Here is a 19,548-nt window from a genome sequence, read left to right as displayed (position 1 = left end):
GCCGCGAGAGCGTCCTATTTCGTTTATCGAACTCCCTGAACCGTTAATGATGGCGGAACGCTTTACAACAGCCGAATACTATATATACTTGGTCAGGGATTGAGACCGAAGAGAGCAGATCGGATAAAAACCAGTACGGGAATTATTTCGAGGCGGCCGACCCACATATTCAGGACGAGCATTCCCTCGCCGAGAGGCGACATCGTCGGCCCGACGATACCGGTCGAGAGTCCGACGTTGCCCTGGGCACTGGCGACCTCGAAGAGGGCGTCCGCGTAGCCGAATTCGGGGGTGACGTTCACGAGGAGGACGCTTCCCGTGATTAGTAGAATAATCCAGAGCATACTGACGATTGCCGCCTCGCTGAACTCCTCGTACATCTGGTTTCGGTCGAGTTTTCTTCCATTGATCTGGGTGTTGACGACCGCGGATACCGGGAGAAACACCCGCGAGAACTCCCACTGGATGCCCTTGCTTATCATGTAGCCGCGAATGATTTTGATACCGCCGACGGTGCTCCCCGCCGCCCCGCCGAGCACCATCGCGCCGCTGATGATGAGTTTCCCTCCGGCGCTCCAACTGCCGATGTCTGACGACTGGAACCCCGTGCAGGTGAGGGCGCTGATGAACTGAAACGTCGAATCGCGGGCCGCATCGCCCGCCAACGCCGACATCCCGACGTTTCGAACTCCGAGCCATCCGGTTTCCGTGAACGCCTCGCTCGCCACCGGGAGCGCGATGATGTTCTGCACCGACAGCGCGAGGCTTCCCATGATGAAGAGGGTGAGCAGCCAGCGCGTCTGGAGGTCGGAAAACAGCGCGTCGAAATCCCGGTCGTGCAGGACGAGATAATGAATCGGAAATGCGATTGCCCCCAGCGTCATAATGGGAAGGAGGACGCCTTCGACCAGCGTCGAATCGTACGATTCGATGGAGTTGTCCGTGACGCTGAATCCACCCGTCGAAAGCCCGGTCATCGCGTGGTTCAACGCTTGCCAAAACGTTTCGAACAGGCTCAATCGCGGCTCGCTCCACCAAATCGCGCCGAACAGCACGACGACGGCGAGTATCGTGTAGAGGAGAAAAATTCGCCACACCGTCTGCACCGTGTGGATGATGCTGGGATGGATTCGCTCTTCTCGCGTTTCCGCTCGATAAAGCGCGTAACTTCCGCTTCCGGGTCGGGCGAGAATCGCCGTCGTGAGGACGATAACGCCCACGCCGCCGACCCACTGGATGAGCGAGCGCCACCATTGAATCGCCCGCGGAAGCGACGGTTCGTGAACCGCCATCGTCAGGCCACTGCCAGTCCACCCGGACATACTCTCGAACAGGGCGTGGAGGGGTTCGCCGTAGTAGGCGAGGCTGGAGAACGCCGTCTCGCCGCCAATTCGAATCGGTTCGTAGTTCGCCCCCGCAGGGACGTAGCTGTTCATCACCGAAACGGGCGTCAGGTGAGCGGAGAGGAAGAACGGAATCGAGCCGAAGATGGCAGTGGCGAACCAGCCCCCGGCGGCGATGACCATCCCGTGTTTCATCACGGGGTTCGGCGCGTCTTCGAAGGCTCTGCGCGCCGCACCGCCAGCCGTCGCCGTGATTCCACAGGCGATGAGAAACGCGAGCGCCACGTAGAACTCCCTGAAGACGAGCGCGACGACGGCGGTAAGCAGCATCAGTGTCGCCTGCATCAACACGAGCGCGCCGATGTCCCGCAGAATGGTTGCGAGGTTCGCCGGAACCCCGGCAACCGTCGGGCGTCGTGGCATATCAGTCGTGGTCCTCGTAGTGGCCGAAGATGTCGGTTACCTCGGGCGTTGCGCCGTTTTCCGAGAAGACGGTGATGAGGTCGCCGCCCTCTATTTTCGTGTTCCCGTGCGGGGTAATAACGTCTTTGTTGCGCTCGATTGCGACGACCAACATCCCTTCGCCGAACAGGCCCTCGCCCGCCGCTTCGGAAAGCGTGAGGCCCGAAATCGGCGCGTACGAATCGACTGTAATTTCGAACACTTCTGCCTGCTCGCCGACCTTCATGTAATCCTTGATGGACGGGCGTTTCACGGCGCGATAGAGATAGTCCGCAATGAGGCGTTGGGGATTCTCGATGACGTTCACGCCGATTTGGCGGAAGATGTTCATATGTTCGGGATTGTGAACGACCGAGATGAGCGACGGCACTTCCATCTCCTGTCCCAGCAGGCAGACCATAATGTTCGTCGCGTCTTGGTCGGTCGTGCTGATGAGGGCGTCCGCGCGTTCTGCGCCCGCTTCTTCTAGCGTATCGATGACTGTCGCGTCGTCGTGGAGGACGAGGCAGTCGAACTCCATCGACGCGCGTTCCGCGCGTTCTTGGTCTTTTTCGATGACCACCACGTCGTTGTTGTTCTGGGTCGCAATGCTGATGAGTTGCGAGCCGATGTCGCCCGCACCGACGATGATGAGATACATTCGTTATTCTCCCTCCGAAGTCAGCGTTTGAAAAGATACTGTTGTGAGATGAGGGCTTCATAAGTGAGGCGGGTGGTCACCGACTCCAGTAGGTGGGTGTTTAGTCTCGGTTAGGGAGTCGTTAAACTCGTCGTAACGCACGCATCGACGGGTTTGACGTGGACGAAAGTATTGAGTTGGGTTGTACTGAAGTGTGGTTATCCAGAAGTGTGCTCTAGCGGTTCGTGCCCAAAGGGTGTTTGGTATTTCCGACTCAAAACGATGCCTGCGAAAGACTCCGTCTTTCGCGGTACCGGAAAACCAGCGGTTTTCCGTCGCTCGCAAACACACCGGTTTGCTCACTCGAGGAAATCGGAAATTTCCCCCACCCTCATGCTCCGTGGTTCTCTCGTCCTTCATCCGCCGTCAGAGGACGCTCTGACGACCCCTCGTTCACACCGGATGAGCTCTGCTCTTCCGTACTCTCGCTCGCTGCGCTCGCGAGAACTCCGTTCACGAGGACGCCGAGGAACCGCTACCGCATCGCCAGTGTCCCCGCTCCTCCCCGCCAGCGCTGAATTGCACTCGTGCCTCACTTCGTTCGACCCTCGCGCGAAACGCGCTGGCGCACCCTTGCGGTTGAGTGATCAAGCGAGAAGTCGAGCGGTGGAGCCGCGAGCGCGGTTCGGTGGCGGGATTTGTTGCCGTGACTACCTATCCTAAGAGTCACAAAAACACAACAAAGGACGAAGTTCACGAAATCCTGGATAGTACACGGCAGAGGACGACTCCCGATAGCACGAACCTCATAACATAAACCATCTCAAGCCACACATCTACGCATGCAACAGGTGTTCGCACCGTGGCGAATCGAGTGGGTGGAACGCGAGGACAGCGACGTCGAAATCGAAGAGTGCGTCTTCTGCGAACTCCCGAACCGCGGTGCCGACCGGAATTTTCTGGTCGTGGCGCGAAACGACCACGCCGTTGTGATGTTGAACAACTACCCCTACAATCCGGGGCACGTCATGGTCATTCCGAACCAGCACACCGCGGACTACCGGGAGCTGACGGACGAGTCCCTGCTTGGTCACGCGAGACTCAAACAGAGAACCTTCGACGCCCTGGAAACCGCCCTCTCACCGGACGGATTCAACGCCGGGCTGAATATCGGTGAGGGAAGCGGCGGCTCCATCGACCACCTCCACACGCACATCGTCCCGCGGTGGCAGGGCGATACGAACTTCATGCCGGTAATCTCCGACACGAAGGTCATCGTGGAAGCGCTGGAGGCCACCTACGAACGGGTTCACGACGCCTTCGCGGAACAGGAAGGTGCAACGATTCCCGACGAAAACACCGCGGTTTCGTTCGAGTAGAATGAAAGAGGACGACAGCTCTTCCCCGCCGACATAGCCATAGGGAATCCGACCTAATTCAGCCGTAATGAACCGCTCGTCCGCCGTCCGCACCGCGGGAATCGTCGTCCTCTCGGCGAACCTCCTGCTGGCGGTCGCGAAGGGACTCGTTTGGTTTCAAACCGGGAGCCTCGCGGTCGGTTCCGAGGCGGTCAACAGCCTCTCCGACGCGGTGTACAGCGTCGTCGTCCTCGCCGGACTGTACCTGACGACGCAACCGCCGGATTTCGACCATCCGCACGGGCACGAGCGAATCGAACCGTTCGTTTCGCTGCTCGTCGCGCTCGGCGTTTTCGCGGCCGGTGGACTGATTTTCTGGCGGTCGGCAACCTCCTTCCTCTCGGGCGACGTTTCGGCGACGACGAGTCCGCTGGCCGTCGGCGTCCTCGTCGGAACATGTGTCGTCAAATACGGACTGTACCGATACTGCCTCCGAATCGGTGCGGGTGCCAACTCGCCCGCAGTCGAAGCGATCGCGCTGGACAACCGCAACGACATTCTCACCGCGGGGGCGGCTCTCGTCGGGGTTCTCGGCGCGTCCGTCGGGATTCCGGAACTCGACCCACTCGCGGCGGGCGTCGTCTCACTCGGGATTCTCTACACAGGGTGGGAAATCGTCGAGAGCAACGTGGAGTATCTCGTCGGGCGTGCCCCGCCGGAAGACCTTCGGGCGAAAATCATCCAACGGGCGCTTTCACATCCTGATGTAGAAGGCGTCCACGACGTCGTCGCCCACTACGTCGGCCCGGAAATCGACGTGAGCATGCACATCGAAGTCGAAGGGGATAGAACGCTCATCGAGGCACACGACATCGAAACCGAGGTGATGCACTCCGTTCAGGAGATTGCCGAGGTGGACGACGTCTTCGTCCACGTCGATCCCAAGGAACTCGGTGAGTGGAAGACGGACGACGAAGCCGACCGATTGGCTGACACACCGGTTCGGGACGGAGACGGGGGATAGGCTGTCGTTTTCAGATGGTGGGAATCGGGTTCCGGTATTTTTTACCACGGTGTTGTAGACACAGATACAGGTTCCTATGACCTCCGAATACGACAGGCGGACGATGCTGCAAGCAACCGGCGCGATGCTCGCGGGAACGTCCCTCGCTGGCTGTCTCGCAGGTGGACAAATCGGCTCGAAAGACGAGTCGAAACCGGACGAGGGGACGAAAGCTGACGTGACGATAGAAGTCGGCCGCGGCGGCAACCTCACGTTCACACCCGAGAACGTTACGGTTCACCCCGGCCAGACTGTCGCGTGGGAGTGGAAATCGGACACCCACAACATCGTAGTCGAAGACCAACCCAGTGATGCGAACTGGGAAGGGACGCCCGGTTCCCGTTCCACACTTTACGACACGGGATACCGCTATACCCACACCTTCGAGACGGTCGGCGAATACGAGTACTTCTGTCAACCGCACAATGCCGCCGGGATGGTCGGAACGATTACCGTCGCACCGCCGGCGGAGGAAACGACCGAGAAACTCACCGAAACGACGGGCGAACAACCCCCCGCGACCGAAGACGACCTGCCGGTCGAAGTCGGGTCGGATGGGAATCTGGAGTTCACTCCCGACCTGCTCACAGTCCCGACAGGAACCGAAGTCACCTTCGTCTGGAAGTCGGACACGCACAACATCGCCGTCGAAAGCCAACCCGACGAGGCGAACTGGCAGGGAACGCCCGGCGGCGACGGAACAGTGTACGACGCGGGCCACGAGTACAGCCACACCTTCGAGGTGCCCGGTGAATACGAATACTACTGCGTTCCGCACCAATCAGTCGGCATGAAGGGAACGATAATTGTCGAGTAATCGACGTTCATCACCCAACCCCGATTCGGCCCTCCCGAGTCTCTCACTTCTTTCAGCTGCCAAAAATTGAATCTCTAAATCGGCTTCCCGAACGCGTACACCGTCTGGTGACCCGTAATTTCCACGTCGAGGAAGTCACCGGGTTCGATGCCGTAGTCGGAGGCGTTCTGTACGATGACCTGTCGGTACGCTTCGTCCCGGCATTTGACCGAATCGCCGGTACCTTCCTCCACGACCATCACGCGCTTTTCGGTGCCGACCATCTCCTCGTAGGCGGAGCCGACGATGTCCATCTTCAGCTCGGACATCGTCTTCGAGCGCTCTTTCTTTATCGTGCCGCCGAGTCCTTTCATGTTCGCGGCGTCGGTGTTCGGACGCTTCGAAAACCGGGTGACGTTGAGCTTTTCGGGGCGCGTTTCGCGTAGGAGCGCCATGCTCTGTTCGTGGTCGTCGTCGGTTTCCGTCGGGAAACCGACGATGAAGTCGGTCGAAAGCGTCCAGTAGTCCAGATACTCGTCGAACGTTTCCACGATTTCGACGTACTCGCCCACCTGATGCTGTCTGCGCATGTCGCCGAGCACGTCGTTCGACCCGGATTGGACGGGCGCGTGAATGAAATTGTACAGTTCGTCGTTTTCGGCGAACACCTGCGCGAGTTCCTCGCGGATGCCGTGGACGCCCTTCGGGTTCGCCATGCCGACCCTGACGCGGAACTCGCCCTCGATTTCGTTGCAGATGCGGTCTAACAGGACGTGCAGTTTTCGCTCGCCGCGGTCCCAGCCGTACACCCCCGTGTCCTGTCCGGTAATCCGGAGTTCCTTCGCACCTGCGTGAACGAGCGCGCGAGCCTTTTCGACGTTCTCCTCGACCGAGGGCGAGTCGATTTTGCCGGTCGCGTGCTTCGTGATGCAGTACGAACAGTCGGACATACAGCCGCGAGCGATGGGTAGGATGCCGACCACGCCGTCCAAAACCGGTTCGACACCCGGACCGGGGGTCGGACATTCGCCGTTCGTCACCGCCGTCGGCACGTCGTCCCAGTGAAGGATTTGAGCGTCGATTCCCTCCGTCTCGAACTCGTCGCCCTGCGCGAGCGCCATACAGCCGGTGATGATGAGATCCGCCGTCTCCGCTTCGAGTTCTTTGGCCCGGCGAACCATGTTTCGTTCCGTTTTCTCCACCACCGTACAGGAGTTCATGATTGCGACGTCCGCCTGCTCGGGTGCCTCGACGCGATAGTGGCCCGCGTCGCGGAGCGCGGACTCTATCTGACGGCTCTCGCCGCGGTTCGAGGTACACCCGTACGTCTCGATGTGATACCGGGCCATTCGGTGTTCGCTTTCGCCTACGCGGGCAAAAGGGCGACGATTGTGGGCCGAAATTGCGTTCGTTTCGGCACAGAAGACCTATTGCACCAAACGACGAACCGCTGACAAATGAACTCTAACCTCCCTTCCGAAACGCCCCGGCCGGAAGTATTCAAAGCGCGCTGTACGTCCCCACTCTCGGGGGATTGTTCTGCCTCGCCGCGGACGCCGGAGTTGTCGCAACGAAGTGGCAAGCGAAAAAAGGGAGGCATAACAGACAATCATCTCGCCGTGGCCGACGGAACCGTGTTTGGAACGCACGGTGACGAAGTGGTCGCCACCGACGCTGATTCGGGAGAGGCGCGCTGGACGTTCTCCCTCGCCGAGAACAGTCTTGTTTCGCCGATCGTTGCCGACGAGACGCTGTATATCGGCGACGACAGTGGAACGCTGTACGGCATCAAAACCGGCGGTGGAACCGGTTTCGCCGGAAAACGGTTCGATGCGGTGGAAACGCGACCTCGGTGGCCGCGTTCGGCAGGGTCTCGCCGTCGCGGACGGGATGCTCTTTGCAACCACTGAACCGGCGGAGGGGTCGGATATGCTGTACGCGCTCGAAGCATGAAAACTACCGGGGCGTCCCGAATCGGACGGAGCGAAATAATGTCAGAAATTTTTTGACACAGTTTAACGGTTCGTGTCTTTCCGTTCGAAAAAACCGCACCGCGGCAAAAGGAACGCGTTTTCTCTGCTACTGCGGCTCTCCGAAAATGAAATATTTCAGCCATAATCGGCGACCTAACTATCTGTGTTCGTACTGTTGTGGAGAAAAATAAATTCTGTATCATTCATCGTTACTCGATTGCCGTTTCGCTTTAGGCAGCCAACAACAAATTGGCTGTAGTCCATTCCTCTATTACCCACGCGGAAGTGGGGGAGAAAAACAATGACTCAACATAATCTGGTCACGGATACAGTACTGCAAGTAGGGGGCCTTCCGGGCTGGTTGCAAGATCCCATCTCCGGTTTTATCGCACTGCTCCCGCGACTCGTCGGCGCGCTCGTCATCCTGCTCATCGGCTGGGTTATCGGTCGCGCCGTGGCGGCGGTCGTTCGTCGAATCGCAGACCGAATCGAACTCGACCGAATGGTGCTCGATACGCCGCTGGGTCGAATGCTCGGCGGAACCGAAAGCGCGGTATCCGGCGCGTTCGGGAAGCTCGCCGCGTGGTTCATCTACGCACTGGCAATTCTCGCCGCGGCGAACGTCCTCGCAATCGCAACGCTCTCGGAGTGGGTGGCGACCGCGGTCTCGTACCTTCCCGCACTGATCGCGGGTCTGCTCGTCATCGTGCTGGGATTCGTCGTCGCCGACTTCATCGGTGACGCAATCATGCGAACCCGAGCGGCGACGCACACCGCCTACACCCGTTGGTTCTCTACAGGAACCCGGATGTTCCTGTACTTCACCGCCATCGTCATCGGTCTCGACACGATGGGAATCGACGTCGGCATCCTGTACGTCTTCGCGAGAGCGCTCGCGTGGGGTCTCGCCGCCGCGGTCGCCATCGGCGTCGGCGTCGCCTTCGGATGGGGTGGCAGGGACTACGTCGCAAACCACATCGACAGCTGGATGAGCAGCGCCAGTCAGGGGACGCCGAGTCCGCAACCCAGCGACGACGACGACTGAACGAATCGGTCGAAAACGGCTGAAAAAAGACTATCCGCGGAAATCGCTCACGATTTCGACGCCACTGCTCGCACCGATTCGTTTCGCGCCCGCGTCGAGCATGGCCTTCGCTTTTTCGTAGTCGCCGATACCGCCGCTCGCCTTGACGGGCAGGTATTCCGCCATCAGTTCCACGTCCTCGATTTCTGCCCCGCCATCCGCAAAACCGGTCGAGGTTTTGACGAACGCGGCGTCGGCCTCCTTCGCCAGTCGGCAGGCGTCGTGCTTTTGCTCGTCGGTGAGCAGCGCGGTTTCGATGATGACTTTCACGGGAATCGGCACCGCCGCGACGAGTTCTTCGATGTCGGCTTTGACCGCGTCGTGGTCGCCCGCTTTCAGTCGTCCGACGTTGATGACCATATCCAGTTCGTCCGCGCCGTCGTCCCACGCGCCGACCGCTTCGTCGCGCTTCGCGTCGGTTGCGTGTTGCCCGTGAGGGAACCCGACGACGGTTGCGAGGGTCACGTCCGGAGCGTACTCGTTCGCCTCCGACACGTAGCACGGCGGGATGCAGGCGTTCATTCCGTACTCCTCCGCTTCGTCGAGTACTTTCTCGACGTCTGCAAGCGTCGTCTCCGGGCCGAGGACGGTGTGGTCGATTGCGCCGGCGAGTTCTGTTTCGTTCATAGCGGGGCGGATGAACCGGCGGGGTAAAAATCCCGCTATCGTCCGTACCGACAGAAACTGCGCGTAGGGTGCGTCGAAACCTATAGTAGTGGCGCACGTACCACGACTGTGGACGTTTCGCCGGACTATCTTTTTGTCGCCGAACGTTCTAGTAAGGGGTATGGAACGCGACATCCATCCCGCCGTCACCGACGCCGCGGACGACATCGCCGACATGGAGGTTCGCGGTGCGGCGACCATCGCCGACGCCGCGGCGGCGGCGCTCGGCGAACAGGCAGAGGCGAGCGAGGCCGAAACGCCGGAAGCGTTCCGAGCGGAGATACGAACTGCGGCCCGGATGCTCCACGAAACCCGCCCGACCGCGGTGAGTCTGCCGAACGCCCTGCGGTACGTCCTTCGCGGAATGAACGGCGAGATCGTCTCAGAACTGCGCGTGAGCGTCATCGAAGGTGCGGTCGAGTTCCGCCGGGAACTCGACCACGCGCAGGACAACCTCGGTCAAATCGGCGCGAACCGCCTTCGCGACGGCGACACCATCATGACGCACTGTCATTCGACGGACGCGCTTTCCTGCGTTCGCAACGCGTTGGACGACGGCAAGGAAATCAGCGCCATCGTCAAGGAGACGCGCCCGCGAAAGCAGGGCCACATCACCGCGAAGCAACTCCGCGAGTGGGACGTTCCGGTCACGATCATCGTGGACAACGCGGCCCGCCGGTATTTGGACGACACCGACCACGTTCTCGTCGGCGCGGACGCCATCGCGGCGGACGGGAGCGTCATCAACAAAATCGGCACCTCGGGACTGGCGGTGAACGCCCGCGAACGCGGCGTTCCCATCATGGTCGCGGCGCAGACGTTGAAATTCCACCCGGGGACGATGACGGGTCACACGGTCGAAATCGAGATGCGGGACGAAGCGGAAATCCTCCCCGACGACGAACGCGCCGAAATCGGCGACGTGACGGTCGAAAATCCGGCGTTCGACGTGACGCCCCCAAGATACGTGGACGCCATCGTTACCGAACGCGGCCAGTTTCCGCCGGAAAGTGTCGTGACGCTAATGCGCGAGTTGTTTGGTGACTACCACGCCAACGAACCGTGGGAACGGTAGTTCGGTACCTAACTGGTCATCACCGTCAAACTATCACGAGACTTGTAGACAGACCGCAAACCTTTCCATACCTCCGTTCACCTGTCGGTGTATGGTACTGCCGGAAGGATTTGCACTCCCATCGCTGGTCTATCTCCTCCCGCTTCTGTTGGCGGTTGGTTTCGTCGCGTGGGCGCTCCTGCGCGCGAAGCCGACGATTTCGGAACGGACAGTTGTCGCACTCGCCCCGTGGATGGTCGTGGGCGCCGGACTCCACGCGCTCTATCAGGTCGGGTTCGTTCCGGAAAGCATCGCGCCCCTGTTCGGGACGCCCTCGGTGTATCTCACGACGTTCGTCGTCGCCGGTTTGGTTTGGCTGTTTTCGCTCCGGCGGCGCGAACAGTCGGTCCCGCAGACACTCGCGGGAGTCGGTACTGCGGGCATCCTCCTCGTCATTTCCGCCGCCCTTTGGTACGGGATTCAAAACGACAGTTTGCGGCTGTTCTGGCCCTTCGTCGCGCTCGTCGTCGCCGTAGTGTTAACCGGCCTTCTCTGGGTGGGCACGCAGTTTTTCTACCCTCACGTCGCCGTCATTACCGGCGCGGTCGGCGTCCTCACGCTGTTCGGCCACGCGGTCGATTCCGTTTCGACCGCGGTCGGTATCGACATTCTCAACGCGAGCGAACGAACCCCCGTCTCCCGCACCATCCTCGAATTTGCGGAAGTGCTTCCGACGGCCGACGCTATCGGCGTCGGGTGGTTGTTCATTCTCGTCAAACTCGCCATCGCGGAGTTCGTCGTGATTCTGTTTGCCGACTACGTCGCGGACGAACCGACGGAGGGCTACCTCCTGCTCGGTGTCGTCGCCGCGGTCGGATTGGGTCCGGGCGCGCACAATCTCATACTGTTCGCCATCACGGGATAACCAACCGTTGTTGCCGATTCCGGCACAATCATCAGGATTTTTTACCAGTACCGCTTATCGGAACAGTATGCCGTCCACGAACCGCGAGGGGGAACTACATTGGTTCGAGTCGTAACTGCCGGTCACGTCAACTGGGACGTGACGCTTCAGGTTGATGCCCTTCCGGACCCCGACGGTGAGGCGCGTATCACGTCCCAACGACGCTCCGGCGGCGGAAGCGCCGCAAACGTCTCCGTCGCCCTGTCGAGGATGGACGTTTCTGCGGGACTCGTTGGCAGCGTCGGCACCGACGAACACGGATTGCTCGTCCGTCGCGAATTGGATGCCGAAGGGGTAGACTGCGAACACGTCCTCCAAGTCGAGGGAATAGAAACCACGACGAAGTACCTCATCGTGGACGAGGCGGGAGAAGTGATGGTTCTCGGCAACGACGGCGCGAACGAAGCGGTTTCGCCGGACGACGTGAACGAAGCGTACATTCGAAACGCGGAACATCTCCACTTGACCAGTCAACGCCCGGACAGCGCGGCGGAACTCGCGCGGGTTGCAACCGAAGTGGGAGTTCCCGTCAGTTTCGACCCGGGTCGCAGACTCGTTGACCGGGATTTTTCACGGGCGCTCGCCTACTCGGACATCGTCTTTCTGAACGACAGGGAGGCAAAGACCCTTCTGGACGAGGATTTAGAACATCCCTCCTCGGAACTTCACGGTCGCGTCGTCGTCATCAAACACGGAAGCGACGGTGCGCGCGTGGATACGACAGAAGGCGTCTACACCCATCCCGGATTCGGCGTCGATTCGGTGGACACGACCGGAGCAGGTGACGCCTTCGCCGCGGGGTTCATCGCCACGTTTCTCGATTCCACGGATTACGAGCGGGCGCTGGAGTTCGCAAACGCCTGCGGTGCGCTCGCGTCGATGGCACCCGGCGCTCGTACCGCACCGACGAAAGAGCGCGTCGGAGCGTTTCTCGACGAGCAGTTTTAGTGGAATTCCGAAATGGTGCTAAAATTCGTTCGGCCCGTCCGCGCTCTGCACTAACCATCCGCCCCGAATACCGCAGGCTTCCCGAACCTCGTAGACGATTTCGGTGTCTTCTCCCATTTTGCCGCCGCCTTCGACCGATTCGACGCGAAGCGGAACGTCCAGCGTGTCGCCACAACAGCCGACGTCGAGGAACTCCTCCCACACGTCGCCCTCCTGAACGTCGTCCTTCGTTTTCCGGAGGTAGGCCCGGAACGGGCGTTCGTTCAGTTGGAACTCGCCCCAACTGCTCAGGTCTTCGGGGTACGAGACGACGACGCGGGTCGCCGTCTCGCCCGCCGGTACGGCCTCTTTGGTCGTCATACGAACGAATAGGTGATTCACACGTATATCGGTTTTCGCGGTTGTCGAACCGTTCCGTCGTCCGGTCTTTCAATTTTCACACGACACGTTTGGCCACAGTAATTAAGAAGGCTTATTCAGGGCCATCACGCACCCATCCATCATGGTAGAGTTTCAAGTACCGGAGGTCGATTACACCCGGTACTCGAACCGGCAACTCGCGGCGGTGCCGCTCGCCGTCCTCGTGCTGGCCCTCCTCGTGCTCGCCGGATGGTGGTTGACCACCGGCGCACCGGTAACCCCCGGTATCGAGTTTACGGGCGGCACCGAGATGCGGATTCAGGCGACTGCATCGCAAGCGGAGATCGAACAGTCGCTGAACCCCGTCTCGATTGCACCCGCCCAATCAGCGGATAACGTCTACATCGTAACGTTCCAAGAGACGAACACGCGGGCGCTCGAATCGCAGGCCCAACAGCAAGGGTACGAGGTGACTTCGGTGCAGAGTACCTCGGCGAGCTTCGGCGCGGATTCGCAGGAACTCGCGCTGTACGGTCTCGTGGCCGCATTTGCGGGCATGAGCATCCTCGTCTTTCTCATGTTTCGGACGTTCGTTCCGTCCATCGCCGTCGTTCTATCGGCGTTCAGCGACATCGTGATTCCGCTCGCGCTGATGAACGTTTTCGGTATCAAACTCTCGTTGGGTACCGTCGCGGCGCTCCTGATGCTCATCGGTTACAGCGTGGACTCGGACATACTGCTCAACAATCACATCTTGCGGCGGTCGGGCGACTTCTACGAGAGCACTTACCGCGCGATGCGAACCGGTGTTACGATGACGCTCACGTCCATTTCGGCGATGGCCGTGATGACGCTCGTAGCGTTCTTCTTCGGCATCGACTTGCTCACGTCCATCGGCGTGGTGCTCGTGATGGGACTGGCAACTGACTTGATGAACACCTACATGCTCAACTTGAGCCTCCTTCGCTGGTACAAATACGAGGGGATAGCGCGATGAGCATCCGAAAACAGTGGCGGGTCACCCTGCTCGTCCTTCTCCTGCTAGGAAGCGCGTTCGCGCTGTTCGCTCCGCAAGGAACCGTCTCCGGCGGTAATCAAAACGATGCGTTGACCACGAACGATGGCCCGACCAATCTGGAGTATGGGCTCGATCTGGCGGGCGGAACGCGGATTCGTGCGCCGGTTCACGGCGTCACCGCAGAAGACGTGGAGCTTTCGAACGGAACGAGCGAATCCGAAATTCAGAAAGCCGTCGCCGGGAACATCGCCAACGCCGACCAGAGCGACGTGATGATTCGCCAGAGCCAAGAGGGAATCACCGTCGAAGTGCTCACGGACAACGTCACGACGAATCAACTGGAATCCGCGCTCGACGAGGCGGGTATCGAACACGGAACGGTTCGTGACGGCGTGACCCAACAAACCCGCGACGAAATCGTTCGCACCTTGCGAGACAAGATTTCAGAATCCGGACTCGCGGGCGGTCGCGTCCAAGAGGTGACCTCGACCGGCGACCACTTCATCCAAATCGAGATGCCGAACACGAACCAGTCGGAGATGAACGACTTGGTTACCGAACGCGGTAAGGTGACCGTCGTCGCTCACTACCCGACCGGCAACGGAAGCTACGAGAACACGACGGTGCTCCAGCAGGATTCCTTTACGAGCATCGGGCAAGCGGAGCAAGACCCGAACGGCCGCCCGTTCGTCTCCGTCACGCTCACCGATTCCGCCGCGGAGCGATTTTCCCGCGTGATGAACGAGCGCGGATTCACGAGTAGTGAAGGCATTCAAGCCTGTAACTATCCGCAAGCCAACGCAAGCCAAGGCGGGTACTGTCTGTACACGATCGTGGACGAACGAGTCGTCTACGGAGCGTCGATGAGCAACAGTCTCGCCCCACAAATAGAGAGCGGCGAGTTCGAGGATCAACCGACGTTCACGATGACGACGACCAACATGTCAGACGCCCGACAACTGCAAGTCAACCTCCGAGCGGGCGCGCTCCCGTCGCCCCTCGACACGCAGGCGGGGACGACCACCTACCTCGCGCCGAGCCTCGCCACGGAGTTCAAACTGTACTCGCTCGTCGCGGGTATCGCTGCCGTGTTCGCCGTGAGCGGCACCGTGTTCCTCCGGTACGGGAAGCCGAAGGTCGCGCTCCCGATGATAGTCACGGCGCTCTCCGAGGTGGTCATCCTCCTCGGTTTCGCCGCGGCAATCGAGTTACCGCTCGACCTGTCGCACATCGCGGGATTCATCGCCGTCATCGGAACCGGGGTGGACGACCTCATCATCATCGCCGACGAGGTGATGAGCGAGGGTGACGTCCACTCCTCGCGCGTCTTCCAGTCGCGCTTCCGCAAGGCGTTCTGGGTCATCGGGGCCGCCGCCGCGACGACCATCGTTGCGATGAGTCCGCTGGCCGTGCTCTCGCTCGGTGACCTCCGCGGATTCGCCATCATCACGATCCTCGGCGTGCTCATCGGGGTGCTCATCACCCGTCCGGCCTACGGTGACATCCTGCGGTACCTGCTGACGGACAAATAATCGCGTTTTTACGATTCGGCTTTTTGCTGTTTCACTCGACTAATGTCGAGCCATCGCGTTCGGTCACCACGCTTCGAAAAACAATCCTCAGAACTGGTCGAGCGCGGACTGCTCGCAGGCCGACAGCGCGTCCTTGCTCGTCTGCCACGACGCGCGGGCGCAGTCCGGCAGCTCACCGTGGGATTCGACGTAGTCGCGGAGAAACGTCCGCGTTTTCGGGTCGCTGGGATAGCCGCTTCCGACCTCGCCGTGCTTTTCCTCGAGTTCCGCGACGTGAGTGTCCCGTTCGACTTTGGCGACGATGCTGGCCGCGCCGACGATTGTGTGGGTTTCGTCCGCGCCATGCTCCGCAGTGATTTCGATGGGGTATTCGATTCCCTCGGTCACCCGCCGTGCGAACCGCGATTCGCTGGTGTCGCAGGCGTCTACGATCCCCTGCGCATTCTCTTTTGCAACCTGTGAAATCGCCTCGGCGTGCGCCTTGACGGTCAGGGTGTTCATATCTGTTTCCGGGTCGTCGATTTGACTCGTCGGGATTTCGGCCACGCCGACTTCGATTGTGTCGTCCTCTCGGAACTGCTCCGCGAACGCCTCTCGGCGCTCCGGCGCGAGCGTTTTCGAATCGCCGATTCCCGCGGGGAGGTCGTCTGTGTCCTCAACCACGACCGCCGCGGCGAACATCGACCCTAACACCGGCCCTCTGCCCGCTTCGTCTACCCCGAACACGGTTGTAGGGTTGGCGGGGCGTTACATGGGCGTTTCTGATTCGGATAGGATGTGGCGGTTGCTACATTTTTGGAGTTTTGAGCCGACAGCGTGACAGAATCGGTGCCAAGACAGGTATGATAGTAATCACGAGTCGTAAGCCACGCCCGCCCTCACTCGCTCCCCTCAGCGGCGCGAAGCGCCGTATTCGGTCTTCTCGTTCGGTCGCCCGTTCCCCGACCCACCCGCAGAGCGGGCGGGCCACTGGCCCGCCCACTCCAAACTCGGCCTGCCGGTTTTCGGTGGAAAATCGTCCTTCCGAAAGCAGTGGCCAGTTCGTCCAGTCGCTTGGCGGGCGAGTGCGGCGCAGCGCCGCACTCGCTCGCCCGCAAATTTGGTCGGGAACGGGCGAGCGCCGTCAGTCACTCGTGGCTTCGCCACTCGTTTCTTCCTGCGCTCGGGCGTGGCTTACGACTCGTGTGAGCAACCACCTCCTCTTCACAATCAGTCTATTCTCGAAAAACCACCAAAACATCGAGAAAAACCGACAAACAAAATCCTCAGCCGCGGTCTACACGTGGTCCAAATCGACCAAATGAACCGATTCTGGAACCAGTTTCACCGCGGATTCGGGCCAGCCGCGGTGGGCTAGCGTGAACTCGGTTTCTGGATTCTCTTCGACCAGCCGACCCACGCCGCGAGCGGCGGATTCGAACGCATCCGTGTCCATCCGGTCGGGAACCTCTACCGTCAGGGGATAGGTTTCGGAAAGCGCGCGGGGGAACGGGCCGAACGGCGGGACGATGTTCCACGATTCGTCGTAGCGACTGCTCGGGTTGCCTTCAGTCAGGAGAACCCGCCCTTCGGGATTCAGGCGCGACAGGCGCTCGTGGTGGCGCACGACTTCGGGTCGGCGGGCGCTCTCGCTGGAGAGATAGAAAAACGTCCCCTTGGAGGCGGGGTCGGCGCGTTCGAGTTGGGCCGAATGTTCGACCAGCGCACGGTAGCCGTCCAGCATCGCGGGATGGGCGCGGGCGCGGTTCTCGACCAGCTCGAGCAGGTTACCCGACCGAATCGCCTGCTTGATGGTGCGAATCTCCTCGAACGTGACGTGGAGGTTGTGTTCCGCGAGTTGCTCTTCTCGCTCCCGGTCGCCCAACCGTCGGATTTCGTCTGGCGCGTTGTTCGCGCAGATGGGGCACGAACACGGGAAGTATTCGAGGTCGTCCAACTGCTCGGTTCCCCGAACCGTCAGATAGCGGTCGTCGCGGGCGTAGAGCGCGTAAGCCGCCGAATCAAACAGGTCGCAGCCCATGGCGACCGCCAGCGCGAACATCATGGGGTGGCCCGCGCCGAACAGGTGAACCGGTGCATCCGCGCCCAGTCCGCGCTTTGCCCCGGCGACCATGTCCACCATGTCGCCGTACCGGTACTCGTTCATCAGGGGGACGACGGCCCCGACGGGGAACACGTCCAGCGTGGTACCGTAGGCGTGGTTACCCGCCGCTTCTCGCAAATCCGGGTAGGTCGAACCCTGCACCGGCGCGTTGACGAGCATGTCGCCGACATCGACGGTTTCCGCCAGTTCGAGGCGTTCCTTCGTCGTGGCCAACTCGTCTTCGGCCTGTTCGCGGTCAACGTCCGGGGGCGTCGGGATGTCCACGGGAGTTCCGATATCCGATCCGACGTCGTGTTGGAATTGGAGAATTCCGTCCGTCGTCACGCTGATTTCGCCGTACTCGGCGAGTTGGAACGACCCGGAGTCGGTCATGATAGCGCCGTCGAAATCGAGCAGTTCGTGCAGTCCCACGTCGAGGGCTTCCTCGCGGAAATCGTCGCTCTTGTAGAGGATGTAAGAGTTCGTGATGAGGATTTCCGCGCCGAACTCGGATTCGAGTCGGGAGGGCTCGACGGTTACGACGTGCGGGTTGACAACCGGTAAAAGGGCGGGGGTTTCGACCGTCACACCGGCGCGCGGGACGGTGAGGTCCCCGATTCGACCCGCCCCGTCTTGGGCGCGGAGTTCGAAGATGTCTCGTTCCATTACCGCGTCGTTGCCACGGTGGCGGTGTAAGAATTGCGCTGTTAGGTCAGCGGGAAGACCGACGAGGCAATCAGAACCGTGATAATGCCGGTAACGGAAATAATCGTCATCAGCGCCGTCCACGTCTTCAGCGTCTCTGCCTGCGTGAGACCGCCGATTTCCTTGACCAGCCAGAACCTGCTGTCGTTGTACCACGAGAAGATGTTGCCCCCCGCGCCGATGGCCATGACGAGGTAGGCGGGATGAACCGAAAGCGAAGCGACGAGTCCGGAGCCGGAAACGATGCCCGCCGTCGTGAGCATCGCGACCGTCGCCGACCCCTGTGCGATACGAACCGCGGCGGCGATGAGCCACGCGGTGACGAGCAGGCCGATACCGAGTCCGGCGAGCGCATCGGCGATGTAATCACCGATACCCGCCGCGGCGAGCATCGCGCCGAACGCGCCACCGGCGGCGGTGATGGCCGCGATGTTGCCGCCGGATTTCAACGATTCCGTCAGTTCGTCGGACCACTCCTCGTCGCTCATCGCGCGCATTCGTCGGTAGGTCAACGCAGCGGCCACCGCCGCCATCGTGAGCGCGAAGTTCGGGTCGCCGAGGAAGCCGGTGACGCCACCGACTTCCATCGAGCCGACGAGGGGAATATTGGCACCGAGCAGGCCGCTGAAAGTCGTTCCATCAGAGAGGAACGTGTCCACGACCGTGTTCGACGCGACCAGCACGACCGCGAGCAAAATCGGAAGACTGGCTTCGAATACGCCCGGAAGCTGACTCGTCGATCGCTGGGCGATATCTTCGAGTTCCGCGCCGCTCGTGTCCATCGAGTCGCGGAGCGGGATGTCCAGTCGGGCGTTTATCCACCGGCCGTAAAAAATTCCGGCGACGAGGGCGGAGGGTATCGCCACGGCGAGTCCGATCAGGATGGTCGTTCCCAAGTTGACGCCGATTTCGTCGGCTACCGCCAGTGGCCCCGGCGTCGGGGAACGAACACGTGCGTCGTCGCGGCGCCAGCGCCGACGACGACGAGGTACAGCGCGTAGTTTTTCCCGACGCGAGCGCGCATCGAGCGCGCGAGCGGTGCCATCAGATAGAACACGTTGTCGAAGAACACCGGAATGGCCAAGAAGGAACTACTGCCCCACAGGGCGAACTCCGAACCGTCCGACCCGGTCAAGCTGCGAAATCCGCGGACGATTCGTTCAGCCGCCCCGCTTCCCATCATCGATTTCCGATGACGGCCGCCATCAGAATGGGTATTCCGATTCCCGTCATTCCCTCGCCGAACGCGGTTGCGGTTTCCGAAGCGATGTCCCCGAATGCAACCTGCGGCGCGACGAGTCCGACGATAAACGTCGCGATAACGAGCCCGATAAACGCTGGTAGATCCCAGTACACGAGCAACAGGATGACTGCAACCAATCCGACAACAAAGGCGACCAGCGGACTGTGAGGATATGCCATACACTCCGAAAAGCAACGACAATCATTTATAATTTATGTGTGAGAAAAATAACATTATGCCAAAAACGTTTAGCGGATTTGGACAGATAATCTGAAAT

Annotated in this window: 18 protein-coding genes and 1 pseudogene; 10 read left to right on the top strand and 9 right to left on the bottom strand. The window is 60.6% G+C overall.

Annotated elements, in window-relative coordinates:
• Window positions 1-92 precede the first annotated feature (92 nt).
• Complete coding sequence (locus tag LIX15_RS03650) at window positions 93-1,766, bottom strand: TrkH family potassium uptake protein (protein WP_227776147.1); 1,674 nt, start codon at window positions 1,764-1,766, stop codon at window positions 93-95.
• Window position 1,767: 1 nt separating this feature from the next.
• Window positions 1,768-2,445 (bottom strand): potassium channel family protein, encoded by a 678-nt coding sequence (locus LIX15_RS03645; RefSeq protein WP_227776146.1) that lies wholly within the window; start codon window positions 2,443-2,445, stop codon window positions 1,768-1,770.
• An 821-nt stretch (window positions 2,446-3,266) separates the two neighbouring features.
• Between LIX15_RS03645 and LIX15_RS03640 the strand changes: the two genes are divergently transcribed.
• From LIX15_RS03640 to LIX15_RS03630, 3 genes are all read left to right on the top strand, one after another.
• Window positions 3,267-3,803 (top strand): HIT family protein, encoded by a 537-nt coding sequence (locus LIX15_RS03640; protein WP_227776145.1) that lies wholly within the window; start codon window positions 3,267-3,269, stop codon window positions 3,801-3,803.
• A gap of 67 nt (window positions 3,804-3,870) precedes the next feature.
• Window positions 3,871-4,806 (top strand): cation diffusion facilitator family transporter, encoded by a 936-nt coding sequence (locus LIX15_RS03635; protein ID WP_227776144.1) that lies wholly within the window; start codon window positions 3,871-3,873, stop codon window positions 4,804-4,806.
• 76 nt (window positions 4,807-4,882) lie between these two features.
• On the top strand, window positions 4,883-5,662 hold the full coding sequence (locus LIX15_RS03630) for a plastocyanin/azurin family copper-binding protein (RefSeq protein ID WP_227776143.1): 780 nt from the start codon (window positions 4,883-4,885) through the stop codon (window positions 5,660-5,662).
• A gap of 74 nt (window positions 5,663-5,736) precedes the next feature.
• Here the strand turns inward: LIX15_RS03630 and LIX15_RS03625 are convergent, their stop codons facing one another.
• Entirely contained in the window at window positions 5,737-6,990 is a 1,254-nt protein-coding gene (locus LIX15_RS03625; RefSeq protein ID WP_227776142.1) for a tRNA (N(6)-L-threonylcarbamoyladenosine(37)-C(2))-methylthiotransferase, read from the bottom strand.
• A gap of 108 nt (window positions 6,991-7,098) precedes the next feature.
• Here LIX15_RS03625 and LIX15_RS03620 point away from each other — a divergent pair, with 108 nt between their 5' ends.
• On the top strand, window positions 7,099-7,551 hold the full coding sequence (locus tag LIX15_RS03620) for an outer membrane protein assembly factor BamB family protein (protein ID WP_265338407.1): 453 nt from the start codon (window positions 7,099-7,101) through the stop codon (window positions 7,549-7,551).
• Window positions 7,552-7,915: 364 nt separating this feature from the next.
• Window positions 7,916-8,659 (top strand): mechanosensitive ion channel family protein, encoded by a 744-nt coding sequence (locus LIX15_RS03610; RefSeq protein WP_227776140.1) that lies wholly within the window; start codon window positions 7,916-7,918, stop codon window positions 8,657-8,659.
• 30 nt (window positions 8,660-8,689) lie between these two features.
• On the opposite strand, the gene deoC is transcribed toward LIX15_RS03610, so the two are convergent.
• Window positions 8,690-9,325 (bottom strand): deoxyribose-phosphate aldolase, encoded by a 636-nt coding sequence (deoC, locus tag LIX15_RS03605; RefSeq protein WP_227776139.1) that lies wholly within the window; start codon window positions 9,323-9,325, stop codon window positions 8,690-8,692.
• A 160-nt stretch (window positions 9,326-9,485) separates the two neighbouring features.
• Here deoC and LIX15_RS03600 point away from each other — a divergent pair, with 160 nt between their 5' ends.
• The 3 genes from LIX15_RS03600 to LIX15_RS03590 all read left to right on the top strand — a co-directional run bounded on the left by LIX15_RS03600 (window position 9,486) and on the right by LIX15_RS03590 (window position 12,330).
• Window positions 9,486-10,439: a ribose 1,5-bisphosphate isomerase gene (locus tag LIX15_RS03600; protein WP_227776138.1), complete on the top strand. Its 954-nt coding sequence runs from the start codon at window positions 9,486-9,488 to the stop codon at window positions 10,437-10,439.
• A 91-nt stretch (window positions 10,440-10,530) separates the two neighbouring features.
• Window positions 10,531-11,343 carry a DUF63 family protein gene (locus tag LIX15_RS03595; protein ID WP_227776137.1) on the top strand — a complete coding sequence of 271 codons (813 nt, stop codon included), beginning with the start codon at window positions 10,531-10,533 and terminating at the stop codon, window positions 11,341-11,343.
• A 99-nt stretch (window positions 11,344-11,442) separates the two neighbouring features.
• Window positions 11,443-12,330: an ATP-dependent ribose-1-phosphate kinase gene (locus tag LIX15_RS03590; protein WP_227776136.1), complete on the top strand. Its 888-nt coding sequence runs from the start codon at window positions 11,443-11,445 to the stop codon at window positions 12,328-12,330.
• 18 nt (window positions 12,331-12,348) lie between these two features.
• Here LIX15_RS03590 and LIX15_RS03585 read toward each other — a convergent pair whose 3' ends face one another.
• On the bottom strand, window positions 12,349-12,690 hold the full coding sequence (locus LIX15_RS03585) for a DUF7968 family protein (protein ID WP_227776135.1): 342 nt from the start codon (window positions 12,688-12,690) through the stop codon (window positions 12,349-12,351).
• Window positions 12,691-12,832: 142 nt separating this feature from the next.
• On the opposite strand from LIX15_RS03585, the gene secF reads away from it, so the two are divergent.
• Both secF and LIX15_RS03575 read left to right on the top strand, forming a co-directional pair.
• Entirely contained in the window at window positions 12,833-13,687 is an 855-nt protein-coding gene (gene secF / locus LIX15_RS03580; protein ID WP_227776134.1) for a protein translocase subunit SecF, read from the top strand.
• Entirely contained in the window at window positions 13,684-15,240 is a 1,557-nt protein-coding gene (locus LIX15_RS03575; RefSeq protein WP_227776133.1) for a preprotein translocase subunit SecD, read from the top strand. The genes secF and LIX15_RS03575 overlap by 4 nt, the downstream gene beginning before the upstream one ends.
• An 87-nt stretch (window positions 15,241-15,327) precedes the next feature.
• Here the strand turns inward: LIX15_RS03575 and rnhB are convergent, their stop codons facing one another.
• The 4 genes and pseudogenes from rnhB to LIX15_RS03555 form a co-directional block, all read right to left on the bottom strand.
• Entirely contained in the window at window positions 15,328-15,966 is a 639-nt protein-coding gene (gene rnhB / locus LIX15_RS03570) for a ribonuclease HII (RefSeq protein ID WP_227776132.1), read from the bottom strand.
• 165 nt (window positions 15,967-16,131) lie between these two features.
• Window positions 16,132-16,386: a hypothetical protein gene (locus tag LIX15_RS03565; RefSeq protein WP_227776131.1), complete on the bottom strand. Its 255-nt coding sequence runs from the start codon at window positions 16,384-16,386 to the stop codon at window positions 16,132-16,134.
• 130 nt (window positions 16,387-16,516) lie between these two features.
• Window positions 16,517-17,989, bottom strand: a complete 1,473-nt coding sequence (gene tgtA, locus LIX15_RS03560) for a tRNA guanosine(15) transglycosylase TgtA (RefSeq protein WP_227776130.1) — start codon at window positions 17,987-17,989, stop codon at window positions 16,517-16,519.
• A 41-nt stretch (window positions 17,990-18,030) separates the two neighbouring features.
• A pseudogene (locus tag LIX15_RS03555) lies at window positions 18,031-19,450 on the bottom strand (GntP family permease).
• Between the last annotated feature and the right edge of the window lie 98 nt (window positions 19,451-19,548).

The organism is Haladaptatus pallidirubidus (assembly GCF_020700235.1).
Classification (GTDB): domain Archaea; phylum Halobacteriota; class Halobacteria; order Halobacteriales; family Haladaptataceae; genus Haladaptatus; species Haladaptatus pallidirubidus.
Note: the sequence above shows the minus strand (reverse complement) of the source record. Positions and strands in the feature narration are given on the sequence as shown.

Excerpts from the sequence above, each read along its gene's own strand:
- LIX15_RS03650 (WP_227776147.1), bottom strand. The coding sequence starts at position 1,766 with ATGCCACGACGCCCGACGGTTGCCGGGGTTCCGGCGAACCTCGCAACC.
- LIX15_RS03645 (WP_227776146.1), bottom strand. The coding sequence starts at position 2,445 with ATGTATCTCATCATCGTCGGTGCGGGCGACATCGGCTCGCAACTCATC.
- LIX15_RS03640 (WP_227776145.1), top strand. The coding sequence starts at position 3,267 with ATGCAACAGGTGTTCGCACCGTGGCGAATCGAGTGGGTGGAACGCGAG.
- LIX15_RS03635 (WP_227776144.1), top strand. The coding sequence starts at position 3,871 with ATGAACCGCTCGTCCGCCGTCCGCACCGCGGGAATCGTCGTCCTCTCG.
- LIX15_RS03630 (WP_227776143.1), top strand. The coding sequence starts at position 4,883 with ATGACCTCCGAATACGACAGGCGGACGATGCTGCAAGCAACCGGCGCG.
- LIX15_RS03625 (WP_227776142.1), bottom strand. The coding sequence starts at position 6,990 with ATGGCCCGGTATCACATCGAGACGTACGGGTGTACCTCGAACCGCGGC.
- LIX15_RS03620 (WP_265338407.1), top strand. The coding sequence starts at position 7,099 with ATGAACTCTAACCTCCCTTCCGAAACGCCCCGGCCGGAAGTATTCAAA.
- LIX15_RS03610 (WP_227776140.1), top strand. The coding sequence starts at position 7,916 with ATGACTCAACATAATCTGGTCACGGATACAGTACTGCAAGTAGGGGGC.
- deoC (WP_227776139.1), bottom strand. The coding sequence starts at position 9,325 with ATGAACGAAACAGAACTCGCCGGCGCAATCGACCACACCGTCCTCGGC.
- LIX15_RS03600 (WP_227776138.1), top strand. The coding sequence starts at position 9,486 with ATGGAACGCGACATCCATCCCGCCGTCACCGACGCCGCGGACGACATC.
- LIX15_RS03595 (WP_227776137.1), top strand. The coding sequence starts at position 10,531 with ATGGTACTGCCGGAAGGATTTGCACTCCCATCGCTGGTCTATCTCCTC.
- LIX15_RS03585 (WP_227776135.1), bottom strand. The coding sequence starts at position 12,690 with ATGACGACCAAAGAGGCCGTACCGGCGGGCGAGACGGCGACCCGCGTC.
- secF (WP_227776134.1), top strand. The coding sequence starts at position 12,833 with ATGGTAGAGTTTCAAGTACCGGAGGTCGATTACACCCGGTACTCGAAC.
- LIX15_RS03575 (WP_227776133.1), top strand. The coding sequence starts at position 13,684 with ATGAGCATCCGAAAACAGTGGCGGGTCACCCTGCTCGTCCTTCTCCTG.
- tgtA (WP_227776130.1), bottom strand. The coding sequence starts at position 17,989 with ATGGAACGAGACATCTTCGAACTCCGCGCCCAAGACGGGGCGGGTCGA.